The sequence below is a fragment of the Clostridium sp. JS66 genome, assembly GCF_033561535.1.
Classification (GTDB): Bacteria; Bacillota; Clostridia; order Clostridiales; family Clostridiaceae; genus Clostridium_AM; species Clostridium_AM carboxidivorans.
The window spans coordinates 1,766,479-1,782,359 of the sequence record NZ_CP131467.1; the positions used below are offsets into that span (position 1 = coordinate 1,766,479).

Annotated in this window: 13 protein-coding genes and 1 riboswitch; of the genes, 8 read left to right on the forward strand and 5 right to left on the reverse strand. The window is 29.9% G+C overall.

The genetic code is table 11. From position 1 onward, the window contains the following. Nucleotides 1-257: 257 nt before the first annotated feature. Nucleotides 258-2,456 carry a YhgE/Pip domain-containing protein gene (locus tag Q6H37_RS08375; RefSeq protein WP_318740866.1) on the forward strand — a complete coding sequence of 733 codons (2,199 nt, stop codon included), beginning with the start codon at nt 258-260 and terminating at the stop codon, nt 2,454-2,456. Between the two features lie 293 nt (nt 2,457-2,749). On the opposite strand, the gene Q6H37_RS08380 is transcribed toward Q6H37_RS08375, so the two are convergent. The 4 genes from Q6H37_RS08380 to Q6H37_RS08395 form a co-directional block, all read right to left on the reverse strand. Beyond that, nucleotides 2,750-2,896, reverse strand: a complete 147-nt coding sequence (locus Q6H37_RS08380) for an aspartyl-phosphate phosphatase Spo0E family protein (protein WP_318740868.1) — start codon at nt 2,894-2,896, stop codon at nt 2,750-2,752. A 929-nt stretch (nt 2,897-3,825) separates the two neighbouring features. Continuing rightward, nucleotides 3,826-4,554 carry an MBL fold metallo-hydrolase gene (locus Q6H37_RS08385; protein WP_318740870.1) on the reverse strand — a complete coding sequence of 243 codons (729 nt, stop codon included), beginning with the start codon at nt 4,552-4,554 and terminating at the stop codon, nt 3,826-3,828. 70 nt (nt 4,555-4,624) lie between these two features. Then, complete coding sequence (locus Q6H37_RS08390) at nt 4,625-5,008, reverse strand: VOC family protein (protein ID WP_318740873.1); 384 nt, start codon at nt 5,006-5,008, stop codon at nt 4,625-4,627. Between the two features lie 83 nt (nt 5,009-5,091). After that, complete coding sequence (locus Q6H37_RS08395) at nt 5,092-5,700, reverse strand: histidine phosphatase family protein (RefSeq protein ID WP_318740875.1); 609 nt, start codon at nt 5,698-5,700, stop codon at nt 5,092-5,094. 266 nt (nt 5,701-5,966) lie between these two features. Here Q6H37_RS08395 and Q6H37_RS08400 point away from each other — a divergent pair, with 266 nt between their 5' ends. From Q6H37_RS08400 to Q6H37_RS08430, 7 genes are all read left to right on the forward strand, one after another. Then, nucleotides 5,967-7,178, forward strand: a complete 1,212-nt coding sequence (locus Q6H37_RS08400) for an Nramp family divalent metal transporter (RefSeq protein ID WP_412523938.1) — start codon at nt 5,967-5,969, stop codon at nt 7,176-7,178. A 144-nt stretch (nt 7,179-7,322) separates the two neighbouring features. Beyond that, nucleotides 7,323-7,431: riboswitch (SAM riboswitch) on the forward strand. A gap of 115 nt (nt 7,432-7,546) precedes the next feature. Then, nucleotides 7,547-8,617 carry a methionine ABC transporter ATP-binding protein gene (locus tag Q6H37_RS08405; RefSeq protein WP_318740879.1) on the forward strand — a complete coding sequence of 357 codons (1,071 nt, stop codon included), beginning with the start codon at nt 7,547-7,549 and terminating at the stop codon, nt 8,615-8,617. A 29-nt stretch (nt 8,618-8,646) separates the two neighbouring features. Continuing rightward, on the forward strand, nt 8,647-9,327 hold the full coding sequence (locus Q6H37_RS08410) for a methionine ABC transporter permease (protein ID WP_318740882.1): 681 nt from the start codon (nt 8,647-8,649) through the stop codon (nt 9,325-9,327). 106 nt (nt 9,328-9,433) lie between these two features. Further along, entirely contained in the window at nt 9,434-10,264 is an 831-nt protein-coding gene (locus Q6H37_RS08415; protein WP_318740884.1) for a MetQ/NlpA family ABC transporter substrate-binding protein, read from the forward strand. 29 nt (nt 10,265-10,293) lie between these two features. Then, nucleotides 10,294-11,118 carry an epoxyqueuosine reductase gene (locus Q6H37_RS08420; RefSeq protein WP_318740886.1) on the forward strand — a complete coding sequence of 275 codons (825 nt, stop codon included), beginning with the start codon at nt 10,294-10,296 and terminating at the stop codon, nt 11,116-11,118. A 120-nt stretch (nt 11,119-11,238) separates the two neighbouring features. After that, a complete protein-coding gene (locus Q6H37_RS08425; RefSeq protein WP_318740888.1) occupies nt 11,239-12,417 on the forward strand; it encodes a PLP-dependent aspartate aminotransferase family protein in 1,179 nt (392 codons plus the stop codon). 53 nt (nt 12,418-12,470) lie between these two features. Continuing rightward, the gene (locus Q6H37_RS08430) at nt 12,471-13,673 is read left to right on the forward strand and encodes a M20 family metallopeptidase (RefSeq protein ID WP_318740889.1); all 1,203 of its coding nucleotides are present in this window, start codon (nt 12,471-12,473) and stop codon (nt 13,671-13,673) included. Nucleotides 13,674-14,497: 824 nt separating this feature from the next. On the opposite strand, the gene larA is transcribed toward Q6H37_RS08430, so the two are convergent. Further along, nucleotides 14,498-15,790, reverse strand: a complete 1,293-nt coding sequence (gene larA, locus Q6H37_RS08435) for a nickel-dependent lactate racemase (protein WP_318740891.1) — start codon at nt 15,788-15,790, stop codon at nt 14,498-14,500. Between the last annotated feature and the right edge of the window lie 91 nt (nt 15,791-15,881).

Here is a 15,881-nt window from a genome sequence, read left to right on the forward strand (position 1 = left end):
TACCTTTTTAATAATATATTATTAAGATTAATTTGTAAATTCATTTTAATACTAGAAAAGCATATATGAAATTTATGAAAATAATTAGTTAATATGTTTACTAATTTTAAATTTAATGATATAGTGATTAAATAAAAAGGCTTATTAATATGTTAAAAATTCTATTGTACATTTAATAGAAAGGTTAATAATGCATAAACTATGAGGATAATGACCAGATTTAATTGATTATTTCTAAAAGGAGGAAAATAAGTTACATGAAAAATATTTTCAGTATCTTTAAGAATCATATAAAAAATGTTTTTAGAATATACAGAAGAGATATGAAAAACATATTAACAAGTTATGTGACGTTAGCAATAATTATAGCTTTAGCTATATTGCCTTCACTCTATTCATGGTTTAACATTAAAGCTTGTTGGGATCCATATGCTAATACAAAGGGGCTTTCAGTTGCAGTTGTCAATTTAGATAAGGGAACAGAATTTAGGAATGTAAAGATAAATGTTGGAGAAGATGTAGTAAAAAAATTAGCAAATAATCAAGCTATAGGATGGAAATTTGTTAGCGAAAGTGAAGCTGAAAATGGAGTAAAATATGGGAAGTACTATGCTAGTGTAACTATACCAAAAGATTTTTCACAAAATCTCCTTTCTATTGTAACTCAAGATACTCCAAAGAAGGGGGAATTAATATACTCAGTTAATGAAAAAAGAAACGCTATAGCTCCTAAGATTACTCAAAAAGGAGCAACTAATTTACAAGAAGAAATTACTAGAAATTTTATTGAAACATCCAGCAATACTATTTTATCTTATCTTAATCAATTTGGGATTGAATTGGAAAAGATGAAACCAGAACTTAAAAATATTATAGATGTTATTGTTAGTGTAGATAGCAGTATACCTGAAATTAGTAAAGATATAGATGGTTTTTATTCACAGTCTTTGGATTTTCAAAAATATATGCAGAATGTTCAAAATAGCTTGCCTGTTACATCGGATGCATTGAATAAGGCTTTAAGTATTGCTCAAACAGGAAATGGATATGCTAGTAAAACACAACAATCATTACAGACTATTTCTCCATTTATAAAGGCAAATTTATCTCTTGTAAAAAATACATCAGATAATGCTGAAACTCTTTTGAGAGAGCTTCAAGATTTAAAGTCATCAGATACTGGAGCTACTAGAAAAATTCTAGTGGATGTTAGGGATAAATATGCAGATGGTGTAAAAAAGCTTGATCAGGTTTTGAGCTTATTAAATTCAATAAATAATGTTTTAAGTAATAGCAGACTGGAAAGTTTTATTAATAATCTTTCAAATATTAGAAATCAAATGTCAGATCAGCAAAATTTTATAAGTTTGCTTATTGATACTATAGATCGTGGAAATCAGGTGCTGCCTGGTGATATAAATTCAGCTATACAAGGAGCTAATAAAATTTCAGGTACACTAGGTAATATGATTGATAATTTTGATAGTGAAACTGCTCCAGCTATTGATCAGTCTTTAAAAAACTTTGCTGGACTATCGGATGATGCAGTGAAAATGCTGCAAAATATGCAGACTAACATGCCATTAATTAGCAGCTTAATAGGAGGTATAAATACTGCATCTGGTTCCAGTGTGAATAAATTGAAGGAATTAAAAGATAAGTTTCCTAAAATACAACAAGATATACATTCAAATTCAGAAAAGTTAAAAGGTCTTAGTGAAGATGAAAAATTTAACGAAATTACTAAAATACTAAAAAAAGATGCTAAAAAAGAAAGTGATTTTTTAGGAAATCCTATAGATTTAAAGCAAAATAGAATTTACCCAATTCCCAATTATGGTTCAGCTATGTCGCCATTTTATACTACACTGTCTCTTTGGGTGGGGGCGTTTATATTACTTTCACTATTATCTGTAGAAGTTAAAAGTTTTGAAGATGGTGTAGAACTTAGTGCAAGAGAGCAATTTTTTGGAAGATATTTTACTTTTGTAACTATTGCGATTATGCAGGCATTAGTTACAACTATAGGTAATCTAGTCCTTTTAAAAACCTATGTTGTGTCTCCCATTGTATATGTAATGATAGGTGTCTATACAAGTATTGTATTTACTATGATTATCTATACTTTGGTATCCGTTTTAAGAAATATAGGTAAGGCATTAGCAATGGTAGCAATGGTATTACAAGTTTCAGCCTCTGGCGGTACTTTCCCGATAGAATTAATGCCTCACTTTTTCCAAAATATAAATCCTATGCTTCCATTTACTTATGCCATAGGAGCTATGAGAGAGGCTGTGGGAGGAATTTTACCACAAGCGTTAATTAAAAATGTAATGTTATTATTAATATTCTTTTTGATTTCTATATTCTTTGGAGTATTCTTTAAGGAGAAGGCAAATAAGTTAAGTGAGAAGTTTGTAAAACAGTTTAAAGACAGTGGTCTAGCAGGAGAGTAGAAAACGAGAAATTGTCCCAAAACTATTTGGTTGTAAAGCTCATAATTAAATTTATTTAGTAATAATAAGCTGTACCTGTAAGAAATTGCTGCAGGTATAGCTTATGTTTATTAATGATTAATCTATTTGATAAGATTATCTTTGTTTAAGTTATGTAATTTGATTATGAGAGAAGGTTAAAAAAGTTCAGAAAAAAATAAATTAATACATATATAATGTATTAAAATAAATTTAATCTATAAAACTTTTAATAATGAATTATTAATATTAGTGCTAATAATTGCAAGTATAATTTATACCTCTGCAGTGCAAGAATAATATGCATAAATGAGCTTGTCCAATTCCTGACTAAGTTTTACTATCTCATTTGAGCATAAGCATTTATCTATTTCTAGTAACTCATGTAAGTTTTCTCTAAGTGATTCGATTTCTTCTTTCATAAATTTCATCTCCATAATAAAAATTTGAACAACATATGATATTATAATATAATAATAATAATTTTTCAACAATTTACAAATATACAAAAAATGATCATGTAAATGTTTACCGTATTGTAAAATCAAGGATATCAGTAAAAATAAGTAAAATAATTGTTCACGCATTTTTTACAATTTAAGCATAGCATATTGCGACACAAATTTTTAGGTGGAGTCCGCATTGAATATATGGTGTATAAAAGCCAATCGTTTATTAAGGAGCTCTAATGCTTAAAATTTAAAAAATCTCTACCCGCTCAAATGTCCCGTCCTGATTCAAATTATGAGATTTTTTAAATTTTAGACATAAGACCTCCTAAATTCTCACAAAAGCTTTTATACACCATATATTCAAAGCTCCCTCCACCTAAAAAGTTGTGTAGTAACTATTATTTCAGCCATTTTAATAATATCCTATGGCGTAGCCTGCAAAAATAATAAGTCTGTTTTAAGACATTTCCACAGAATAGAATTAAACTAAATATATTAGTCCAACATCAGGCTACGCCTTAATTTTAAGCGTTATAAATTATAGTCATAAATATGATTGTGGCTTACTAAAATTACTTATAGCAATGTAATTATGTACATCCACTTGAAGTTGCTAGTTTGAATTTTAACTTTTATGCAGTGATATATGATAAAGGTGTCATCACATTAGCTAAATTGTTTTAGTATTATTCTTAGCTCAAAATTTTTGAAAGCCTTAGAACTTTAGTCCTGTCTGAGGGAACCGAGTTTGACAAAGTTCTTAGACTTTCAAAAATTTCGAGATTTAGAATAATTAAAACATTTAGCCGTGATGACACCCTTATCATATATCACGGAATAAAAGTTAAAATCCAAACTTCCACTGCACCTTTACGTCGCATAATGCTTAAATTGTAAGGTTAAATTTCTATTTCAAATCCTCTACATGGTATATTGTAAATTGTTGTAGAGAATTCCTTCATCATTGTCTTGAACTCTTGTGTTACCCAAAAGTCTTCTCTAAAATGCATAGGAATGAAAATTTGGGGTTTCAGATTTTCTATAAAATATTTTCCACCAAGATAGAAAAATTCTTCTTGTCTTGCATCAACTGGGAAAAATGCTATATCAATTTTTTCACCTTTTATAAGATCTATTTCTTCTTTAAACCATTTTTCAGCATGTTTGTTGTCTTCAGAACTATCTTCCTTCCAGTGCCACCAATTTAAATCTCCTGCATGGAATATATTAAAATCATTGAAATTTACTAAAAAAGATACACCTTCATCTGTAGAACCATATACTTTTATAATTAAATTGTCTATTTTTATTGTTTCGCCTTTTTTTACAATAAAGGAATTTACATCTTCTCTTATGTTTTTTATATCACTACTTAAAATGTACTTTACATTAGAATTAAATTTGGTGAAGTCAAATATTAAAGGATTGAAATGATCATAGTGGCTATGAGATGTAAAAACATATATTGCTTTTTCAGTTTTTAGCAAATCTTCACTTATTACCCCATTTTTTAGTGATTTTTCATTTTCTGTACATTTATCGTTATAATAATCAAATATAAAAATACAATTTGGAGTTTCTACACAAAATCCGCTATTGTATAAATAATGTATTTTTAATTTATTCAAAATACATCCCGCCTCTCACTTAAATCAGCTTTACCATGGTAAAAATTACATGAGATTGTTTGATACTAACCTACTTAATTTCTGATGCCTTAAAAGCCAATATCTCAGTCCAATATCCATCTGGATCTGCTATAAAATAAAGTCCCATTTCTTCATTTTCATAGCATATACAGCCCATTTCCTTATGCTTTTTATGAGCAGCTTCATAGTCATCTGTTCTTACTGCCATATGTATTTCATTATCTCCTAAATTATATGGCTCTTTTCTATCCTTAAGCCATGTAAGCTCAATTTGATGGTCTCCCTCACTTGACTTTAAAAATGCTAATGTAAAGCTTCCATCTGAAGAATGATGTCTTCTTACTTCTTCTAGTCCAAGAGCCTCTTTGTAAAATTTAATACTTTTTTCTAAGTCTAAAACATTAATATTGTTATGATCAAATTTAAATTTCATTATAAAACACCTCAACTTCTATTTTAATAATTATATTATATTCTATTTATATTTAAAATAAAAGAATTTACACTTTATGTACATTAGAGGACATGTGATGTATCACCCTCTAATAAAATTTTTATATTTCTATTTTCTACTTCTAAAACAGTAATGCTTGTACCACGTATGAATGGAAGACTCCACAATTTTTCAATTCCATATCCTTTAACTATTTTCATAATAGCCTTAATAACAACAGCATGAGCTACAATTAGTATATTGTCAGCGCTGTTATTATTATCAATAACATCATATAAGCCATTTTCTATTCTTTTTACAAGTTCTAAAAAAGTTTCACCTCCAAAAGGTTTAAATAGTTGTGGTTTTTGGAGAAAAATTTTATATTCTTTTGGATAATGTGTTGTTAATTCTTCTTCATTCATTCCTTCCCATAATCCAAAATTCATTTCTTTAAAATTTTCATTTATTACTATTTTTGTATTTTTCATTCCTCGAATGTACTTTGCCGTATCTAAGGCTCTTTTTAAAGGACTACTATAAATTAAATCAAAATCTATATTTTTAAGACGGTTTCCAAGACTTTTGGCATCTTCAATACCTTTTTCTGTAAGATTGGAATTTTTCCATCCCTGCATTCTAAGCTCTTTATTCCATTCTGTTTCGCCATGCCTTGTTAGGTATATTTTCAAATTAATCACTCCTTATAAACTATATATATATGTTTGATTATAAGAAAAAATTACTTTATAAGGTAACATTCTTAAAATGCAATGCATAATTATATTACTGAAACAAACTTAGGCTAGGTTAAGATACTTAGCCCCTAATAAATTATATTATATCAGGAAAATAAAATAAATAGCTGAGGTGTATAATGATGAGAAGTGATAGAAGTGCAATTGAGTTAAATGTTGTTCCTAACGAGCTAACAGTCATTGATGCTCAAAATAATAAAATGCTTACTAAAATAAAACAGTTATTAAAATATCTAGGACCTGCATTTGTTATTAGTGTAGCATATATTGATCCAGGAAATTTTGCAACCAATATAACTGGTGGAGCTAAATTCAATTATGAGCTCATTTGGGTAATACTGTTTAGTAATATAATGGCTATATTTCTACAAACTATGTCTGCGAAACTGGGTATAGCAACAGGAAAAAATCTTCCAGAAATGTGTGCTGAAGTTTTTCCAAAATCTGTGAATTGGATTTTTTGGATTGTTGCTGAATTAGGAGCGATGGCAACTGATTTAGCAGAGTTTCTTGGTGGAACTTTAGGATTATATTTATTGTTTAGAATCCCATTAATATATGCAGGCTTTTTAACTGGAGTAATAACCTTTGCAATAGTATATATGGAGAAATATGGTCAAAGAGTTATAGAAATTATTATAACTTTATTGATAACTGTAATTTGTACAGCTTATACCATAGAATTATTCCTTTCCAAACCAGATTGGATTGAAGTTGGTGTGCATACCATAGTTCCTATGTTACCTAATAATGAAGCAGTTTTAATTGCTGTTGGTATGCTTGGAGCTACAGTCATGCCTCATGTAATATACCTGCATTCTCATTTAGTTCAATATAGAAAATCAGGTTCATCTAATTTAGACAAATTACAACATCTTAAGATGGAAAAAATAGATATATTTGTAGCCATGAATATTGCATTTATAGTTAATGCTGCAATGGTTATAGTATCTGCTGCAGTGTTTTATAAAAATGGAATAGCAGTTGGTACTATAGAAGAAGCACATAAATCATTACAGCCTTTATTAGGAGCTTTCTCAAGTGGCGCTTTTGGAATTGCACTTTTGGCATCAGGTTTATCTTCTTCTGCAGTAGGAACTATAGCAGGTCAGACTATCATGAAAGGTTTTGTTAATTTAAGTATTCCAATAAACTTAAGAAGACTTATAACTATGTCACCAGCTATGGTAATTATAGCTATGGGAATCAATCCAATGTATGTGCTTGTGCTAAGTCAAGTTGCTTTAAGTTTTATACTTCCATTTCCAATTATTCAAATGTTATATATATCAAATCGTAAGGATTTAATGGGTGAATTAGCTAATGGCAAATATACTAAAATTTTAGGCGGATTAATAGCAGCTATAATAATATCATTAAATATATTATTGCTATATTTAACCTTTTTTTAAAGTGTTTTTATATATATTCAATTAAAAAAGTATAAATTTTAATTATAAAAGTATTGACAGTATGGAAAATTATAATTATAATGTAAATCATTAAATACTTAATTGTTTGAGACAGAAACATAAATTTAAAAGTGAATATTTTTTACCTTATCAAGAGAAACTGAGGGACTGGCCCTATGAAGTTTCAGCAACCACATGCAGTGAGCATGTAAAGGTGCTAATTCCAGCAGAACTTTGTTCTGGAAGATGAGATGGTATAGAAAATTTATGTACTTTAGTACGATTTTTTATAATGGGAATCCTCTTCTTCGAAGAGGATTTTTTATTTTTTAAATAATTAAGCAAGTATAAATTAGGGAGGGACAAAAATGATATGGCTAAAAAACATTAAAAAAATTTATACAAATGGAAATGTTGAGGTGGAAGCTTTAAAAGAAATTAATCTTAAGATCAAAGCTGGTGAAATTTATGGAATTATAGGATATAGTGGAGCTGGTAAAAGTACTTTGATTCGATGTATAAATTTATTGGAAAAGCCTACTTCAGGAGATGTAATTGTAAATGAGAAAAACTTAATGCAGCTATCGACAAAAGAACTTAGGAAAAGCAGAGAAAAAATTGGTATGATATTTCAAAATTTCAATCTTATGAGAAGTAGAACTGTATTTGAAAATGTAGCTTATCCTTTAAAGGGTAAAGGATTGAGTAAACAAGAGATAAAAGAAAAAGTACTAAGTCTTTTAAAACTAGTGGAACTTGAAGAAAAAGTTAATGTTTATCCTTCACAGTTAAGTGGTGGACAGAAACAAAGAGTAGGTATTGCTAGAGCTTTAGCCAATGATCCCGAAGTACTTTTATGTGATGAAGCAACTTCAGCTTTAGATCCGCAAACTACTGGAGCAATTTTGAAATTACTTAAGGACATTAATGAAAAGCTAAAATTAACTATAGTGATTATAACTCATCAAATGGAGGTTGTTAAGGAGATTTGTCAGAAGGCAGCAGTAATTGATGGAGGACAAATAGTAGAACAAGGATCTGTAATAGACATATTTACAAATCCAAAAGCAGATATAACAAAACGATTTATAGGTTCATTATTTCACTATGAAAAAATTTATGATTTTCTTAAAAAAGAAAATTTTGCTTTTAATGAAATTACAGAAGGAGAGAAGGTAGTAAGAATATCATTTACAGGAGAAAAAACAGGTCATGCGTTCATTTCTAAAATTTCAAGGAAATTTAGGGTAGATGCAAGTATATTATTTGGGAACATAGAAATCATCCAGAATACTCCAATTGGTAATTTGATAGTAAAGTTAAATGGATCTAATGAAGGTATAGCAAGTTCAATAAAATATTTAGAAGAAAATAATATTTCTGTAGATACAATAGATATTAAAAAAGATGATAAAAAATTAAAAATTAGCAGTAATTAAGTGCTAAAAATTTCATGGAGGCGATAAGATTGAATGAATATTTAAATAATATAGCACCGAATTTAATAAAACTCTATCCAGATATGATAAAAGCATTATTTGAAACTTTCTATATGGTTGCTATTTCAGGAATTATATCAGCAATTATTGGAGTTATTTTAGGAGTTACATTGGTAGTTACAAGGGAAGGAAATATATTAGAAAATAAAATTATTAATGGAGTGTTTGCAAAAATAATTAATATATTTAGATCTATACCATTTATTATTCTTCTTGCAGCTATTATTCCAGTTACAAGACTTTTAGTAGGTACTACCATAGGTACTAAAGGGGCTCTTGTTCCACTTATATTTGGATGTACCCCTTTCTTTGCAAGACAAATTGAATCAGCACTACTTGATATAGATAAAGGAGTAATTGAAGCTGCCCAGGCTATGGGTTCAGGTCCTTTAGAAATCATATTTAGAGTAATGTTAAAAGAAGGATTGCCAGGCATTATTCATGCTGTGACCATAACCATTATAAGTTTAATTGGACTATCAGCTATGGCAGGTACTGTTGGAGGTGGTGGACTTGGTGATTTTGCAATACGCTATGGATATCAATATTTTGAAACTGATATTATGGTAGCTACAATAATTGTACTTTTAATTATTGTTAATATTATTCAATTTTTAGGAGATATTTTATCAAGATTAGTAACACATTAATTTTCAAGAGGTTAAAGTCCTAAATGGACTTTAACGAGTAGTTCATGAGCGGAAGCGAGTAGGATTAACTACTCAGTGTTTCCGACTAAAAGGAGGAAGAAGATTCATGAAAAAATTTACAGGTATATTTTTAGCAATAACATTATCTTTGGGACTTTTATCAGGTTGTGGAGCAAGCAGTAGTTCACAGGAAAGCAGTTCTAATAAAAAACAGGTAGTAAAGATAGGTATAACAGGCGATGATCATAAGATATGGGATAAAGTTAAAGAAAAAGTTGCAAAGGACAATATTGATTTACAGATAGTTAGTTTTTCAGATTATGTACGTCCTAACTTAGCACTTGCTCAGGGAGAAATTGATTTAAATTCATTTCAACATCATGCTTATTTAGATAAGTTTAAAAAAGAACATAATTTGCAAATAACTGCTATAGGCGATACTGTGCTTGCACCTCTTGCAGTATATTCAAAAACTTTAAAATCTGTTAAGGACATTAAAAATGGTGGTAAGATAGCTATTCCTAATGATGCAACTAATGAAGGTAGAGGTCTAAACTTACTTCAAAGTGTAGGATTAATAAAATTAAAAGATGGTGTAGGAAATTTACCAACACTTAAGGATATATCAGAAAATCCAAAAAATATTCAATTTGTAGAGCTTGCAGCAACTCAAATTCCAAGGTCTCTTCAAGATGTTGATGCAGCTATAATAAATAGCGGAGTTGCAATAGATGCAAAATTTAATCCAGTTAAAGATTCTATACTTATAGAAGACGTTACTAATGATAAAGCTAAGCCTTATATAAATTTAATAGCTGCTAGAGAAAAGGATAAGGATAATGAGGCTTATAAAAAAGTAGTTAAAGCTTATCAAAGCGATGATATAAAGCAGTTTATAAAAGAAACATATAAAGGTGCTCAAGTACCTGTGTTTTAAAAGTCAGTGTTTATTAAGGAGTTTTTGATATGATTGATAACAATGAAGGTTATGAACTAAAAGTATCTATTATTGAGGAAGCAGAAAGAATGGGAGCAAATCTTATAGGATTTGCTCCTGTCCAAAGATGGGAAGAATTTAAGGATACTAAGCCAGAATTTTTCCCTGAAAACATATGGCCTGGAACTAAAATAGTTATTGTTTTAGGATTGCAAATATTTTTACCTATGCTCGAAACAACTCCTTCAGTTGTTTATTCTGAATTGTATAATACTACAAATCGGCTATTAGATGATATGGCATATAAGCTTGCAAATTATCTTAATAAGAAGGGACACAAAGCATTTTTCTTTCCAAGGGATTGCTATGGTGATATTTCTGTACTTGTTAAAAAGCCAGAAGCTGCTTTTTCTCATGTTTTAGCAGGCAAATATGCTGGACTTGGTACTATTGGATGTAATCACACTTTACTTACAAAGGAGTTTGGCCCAAGGGTAAGGCTTGTATCAGTTTTAACTGATGCTGTTATTCCAGAAGATAAAATGTGTGAAGAGGAATTATGTATTAAATGCAGTATATGCAAAAAATGCTGTCCAACAGAAGCATTTATTTCAAAGGAAGGCTCTATTTTTAAAATGGATAAAGAAAAATGTGCTAAATATCATGCTGAACTTAAAGGTGCTTATAAATATCCATGTGGAGTATGTATAAAGGTATGCCCTGTTGGAGAAGATAGAAAAATTTATGGAATGGATGCCAATAAATATTTAAAGGAAAAAGAAGTACTTAAGGAAAACAAGGATATGTCAGAATATAGTGGATGGATTCACTGCAGAAGCTATGGTTCAAATTGATTTGAGCTAATATTATGTGAGTATAAATTATATAGCTAAAGAGATTTTAAAAATATTTACATATGATAATAATGGTATAAAAATGACTATTGATAAATAGAAGTTTGGAGGAAAGGTAATATGAAAAAAAGTTTTGCAACAAGTCTTGCTCATTTAGGAGAAAAGAATCCACCATCAGTATCTTCAGCAAAGTCCATACCTATATCAATGAGTTCAGTATTTGTTTTTGATGATGTAGAAACATTAGATGCAGTATATGAAGGGGAAGTTAAGGGGTATGTGTATTCAAGAAATGGGAACCCAGTTCATGATGCACTGCAGGAAATAATTGCAAACATAGATGAAGGAGAAGATGCTCAAGTATTTTCTTCAGGAATGGCTGCTATTACTATGGCTATTATTTCACAAGTAAAAGCAGGAGATCATATAATAGCTTCAAATGTATTATATGGAGGAACTTATCAATTTCTTAAAGTTGAATTAGATAAATTTAATGTAGAGGTTACATTTGTTGATATTATAAATGATGATGTAGAAAAATACTTTAAGCAAAATACAAAATTAGTATATGTAGAAACTATATCAAATCCATTGATGGAAGCTATTGATATAAATGATATTTCTAATAAAGCTCATAATCATAATGCAAAGTTAATTGTAGATAATACTTTTGCTACAGCTGTGGTATGCCAACCACTAAAATTAGGAGCGGACGTGGTAGTTTACAGTGCCACAAAATATTTAAATGGCCACAGTGATGTAACAGGAGGAGCCGTAGTTTCAGATAAAGAGACTATAAATAAGGTGAAAAATACAGGAGCATTATATGGACCTATGATGAGTCCTTTTGATGCATGGCTTTTAATAAGAAGTTTGAGAACATTAGAGCTTAGGATAATTCAGCATTCAAATAATGCTTTGAAATTAGCAGAGTTTTTAGAAAAACACCCTAAAATTGCAAATGTATATTATCCAGGACTTATAAGTTCACCTTCTTATAAAATTGCAAATAAGATTTTCAATAGTAACTTATATGGGGGCATGCTCAGTATTGATTTGAAAAATGGGGAAAAGGGAGCTTACGATCTTATAAGAGAGCTTGAAACAATAAAATTTGTACCAAGTTTGGCAGGAGTTACTACATCAGTTTCCTATCCTGTTAAAACTTCTCATAGAGCATTAAATGATGAAGAACTTAAAAAGGCCAATATTTCAAAGGGTTTGATTAGAGTTTCAATAGGATTAGAAAATGTAGATGATTTAATTTCCGAATTTGACAGGGCGTTAAATAAAATATAAACAATTCAAAGCTTATAGATAAGTTTACTTACACTACAAGGGGGCATTTATATATGAATATACACAATATTAAAAAAACTCAGCAAGATATAATTGATGAATTAGAAAATAGAAAAGAGAATTATATAGATATAAGCCATAAGATACATGAACATCCTGAAATAGGAAATGAGGAGGTTTATGCTTCTGAACTGCTTATAGATACTTTAGAAAAAGAAGGGTTTCAGGTAGAAAAAGCATTAGCAGGTCATCATACTTCTTTCATAGCTAGGAAGAAATCCAGTAAAAATTCTGGACCTATTATAGGATTCTTAGCAGAATATGATGCTCTTCCCAATTTAGGACATGGTTGCGGTCATAATATTATAGGAACTGCTAGTACAGCAGCGGCTATTACTTTATCTAGATATATAGATGAAATTGGTGGGGAAGTTTTAGTGTTTGGAACGCCTGCTGAAGAAGGTGGAGAAAACGGAAGTGCAAAGGCAACCTTTGTCAAACAGGGATTATTTAAGGGTGTAGATGCTTGCTTAATGGTTCATCCTGGAGGAGAAAACTCTGTAACTCCATATTCTTTAGCTAATAATCCTATACAATTTGAATTTATAGGCAAAGCTTCTCATGCTGCATCTGCTCCTGAAAATGGTATAAATGCATTAGATGGGGTAATTCAGCTTTTCAATGGAATAAATGCTTTAAGACAGCATGTAACAGATGATGTTAGGATACATGGAATTATAACAGATGGAGGAAGTGCACCAAACATTGTTCCAGATTATGCAAAGGCTAAGTTTTTTATACGTGCATTTACAAAAGAAAATTGTGATCTAGTTACAGAAAAGGTTAAAAATATTGCGGAAGGAGCAGCTTTAAGTACCGGCGCTAAAGTTAATATAAGCTTTTTTCAAAATGAGGTAGATAACTTTATTATAAATGAAAAGTTCGATGAAGTATTTGCAGAAAATCTAAAATTACTTGGAATAAATATAGATAACATTCCTAAAAAAGGTATAGGTTCTACAGATGCAGGTAATGTAAGTCAAGTAGTTCCAACTATTCAGCCCATTATAAAAATAGGGGATAAAAGTTTGTGTGCTCATACACCTGAATTTCGAGAAGCTGCTAAATCAAAAGGTGGAGATGAAGCTTTGATAACTGCATCAAAGGCTTTAGCACTTACAGGGCTTACTCTTTTAACAGATGAACATAAGTTATTAGAGATTAAAGAAGAATTCAATAGACATAGAAATTTGTAACAACATAATATAAGTACAATGCGGTACAACTTTTTAGGTGGAGTCCGCATTGAATATATGGTGCATAAAAGCCAACCGTTTATTAAGGAGCTCTAATGCCTAAAATTTAAAAAATCTCTACCCGCTCAAATGTCCCTTCCTGGGACTTTCGCGGCTTGAATCGTCCTGATTCAAATTACGAGATTTTTTAAATTTTAGACATAAGAGCTCCTAAATTCACTCAAAAGCTTTTATACACCATATATTCAAAGCTCCCTCCACCTAAAAAGTTGTGTAGTAACTATTGTAATTCTAATATGAAAAATTGCTTATAATACACTATAATTATAGCTCTTTAGAAAAAGCGCAGCTTTCATAATGCTTATTATTTAGTTTATGTATATTTGAACTATTTTTAAATAATACTTTATGGCGCAGCCTTAGTTTTAAGTGTTATAAGTTATGGTTAAATATAATTTTCAGTTACAAAGCGGCTTATAACAATTTAATTATGTGCGTACACTTGAAGTTACTAGTTTGAATTTTAACTTTTATGCAGTGATATATGATAAGGGTGTCATCACGGCTAAATGTTTTAATTATTCTAAAGCTCGAAATTTTTGAAAGCCTAAGAACTTTGTCAAACTCGGTTCCCTCAAACAGGACTAAAGTTCTAAGGCTTTCAAAAATTTTGAGCTAAGAATAATACTAAAACAATTTAGCTAATGTGATGACACCCTTATCATATATCACGGAATGAAAGTTAAAATCCAAACTTCCACTGCACCTTTACATCGCATTATTTTTATAATAAGTCCCAATTTGTATATGCAAAAGTTTAGTTATTAGTCTACCATTTTAGGAAATGTACTTGCAGCAGCAGTCATAACATAAGTTTTTAAGTCTTTGCCTTTTTTGCTCCAAGTAAGTTCTAAAGCTTCGTCTAAAGTTTTAACTACTGTTATATTAGCTTTCTTTAGAAGTTCAGGATCTAAATCAGATACAAATATAACATCATATTTGCTAGCAAATTCGCAGAAAATATAAGCTATATCCTTTGAAATACTATATTCTCTACGTAATTCTTTTTCTCTATCCAATAAATTATCATAATTAAGCAGCATATCCTGAACATCCTGATTTCCACCAAGACCTTCACTACACTGGCTCAAAATAATCATTGTGCCGCCTTCTTTTACAGCCTCTTTTATATTTATAATAGTTTTACTAGTTTGGTAGAAATTTATGTCTTTAGGAAATCCTCCTGCTGTACCAATAACAAGATCAGCTTTTTTCTTTATAGTTACTCCATCTATTTTATCCACTATTTTGCATCCTTCATAAAAAGCTTCTACATAGTTTCCACTAACTGCAGCAGCAATTTTTCCATCATGTCCAACAATTACATTAAATATGAAAGTAGGTCTTAAAAATGCTGCAGCTTGCATCATATCTTCATGTATTGGATTGCCTTTCAAGTTTGAACAAGCTGAATTTGGATTTTTACCTTCACCTAAGTTTGGTTTAAGACAAAGTGAATGATTATGCATTATAGTTTCATAAGAACTTATTCCTGGAAGAACAGTTTTTCTTCCTCCACCGTATCCTGCAAGGAAATGATAAACAATACCACCTGCAAGTACTATATGGTCACATTCTAAAGCTTTTTTATTTACCCATACTGGAGTACCATATGTAGTTTCACCAACATAGGCTAAATTTTCCGTATCAAAGCAATCATGGTTAATAACAGATAGCCTTTTTGCTAGTTCTTTTCCTAATAGTTTTTCATGTTCCTCTTTAGTTTGTTCTCTGTGAGAACCTGCCGCACTTATAACAGTTATGTCTTTATCTTTTACTCCACCATCATTTAATTCTTGTACAATTTTGTATAAGAATTTGTCGGTTTTCTGCCAAGCTCTTGTAATATCAGGTATAATCAAACAAACAGTTTCTCCAGCATGAACTAGTTCTTTAAGTCTAGGACTTCCAATAGGATTATGCAATGCATCTAGAATTATTTCATCTTCTGATTTTGAAACTTTAAATTCATTTCCTTCGATGACCTCAATTATATTTTTTTCATCTAAGGAAAGATTAACTGTTCCTCTCCCGTAATTTAATTCAATATTTTTCATAAATATGCCCCCTAAAATCTTGTGAGTTTTTATTATAAAATATAACATTGAAGATATATCTTATTAACAATTTATATAATTTTAACATAAA

Excerpts from the sequence above, each read along its gene's own strand:
- Q6H37_RS08380 (WP_318740868.1), bottom strand. The coding sequence starts at position 2,896 with ATGAAAGAAGAAATCGAATCACTTAGAGAAAACTTACATGAGTTACTA.
- Q6H37_RS08415 (WP_318740884.1), top strand. The coding sequence starts at position 9,434 with ATGAAAAAATTTACAGGTATATTTTTAGCAATAACATTATCTTTGGGA.
- Q6H37_RS08430 (WP_318740889.1), top strand. The coding sequence starts at position 12,471 with ATGAATATACACAATATTAAAAAAACTCAGCAAGATATAATTGATGAA.
- Q6H37_RS08405 (WP_318740879.1), top strand. The coding sequence starts at position 7,547 with ATGATATGGCTAAAAAACATTAAAAAAATTTATACAAATGGAAATGTT.
- Q6H37_RS08425 (WP_318740888.1), top strand. The coding sequence starts at position 11,239 with ATGAAAAAAAGTTTTGCAACAAGTCTTGCTCATTTAGGAGAAAAGAAT.
- Q6H37_RS08400 (WP_412523938.1), top strand. The coding sequence starts at position 5,967 with ATGCTTACTAAAATAAAACAGTTATTAAAATATCTAGGACCTGCATTT.
- Q6H37_RS08390 (WP_318740873.1), bottom strand. The coding sequence starts at position 5,008 with ATGAAATTTAAATTTGATCATAACAATATTAATGTTTTAGACTTAGAA.
- Q6H37_RS08375 (WP_318740866.1), top strand. The coding sequence starts at position 258 with ATGAAAAATATTTTCAGTATCTTTAAGAATCATATAAAAAATGTTTTT.
- Q6H37_RS08420 (WP_318740886.1), top strand. The coding sequence starts at position 10,294 with ATGATTGATAACAATGAAGGTTATGAACTAAAAGTATCTATTATTGAG.
- larA (WP_318740891.1), bottom strand. The coding sequence starts at position 15,790 with ATGAAAAATATTGAATTAAATTACGGGAGAGGAACAGTTAATCTTTCC.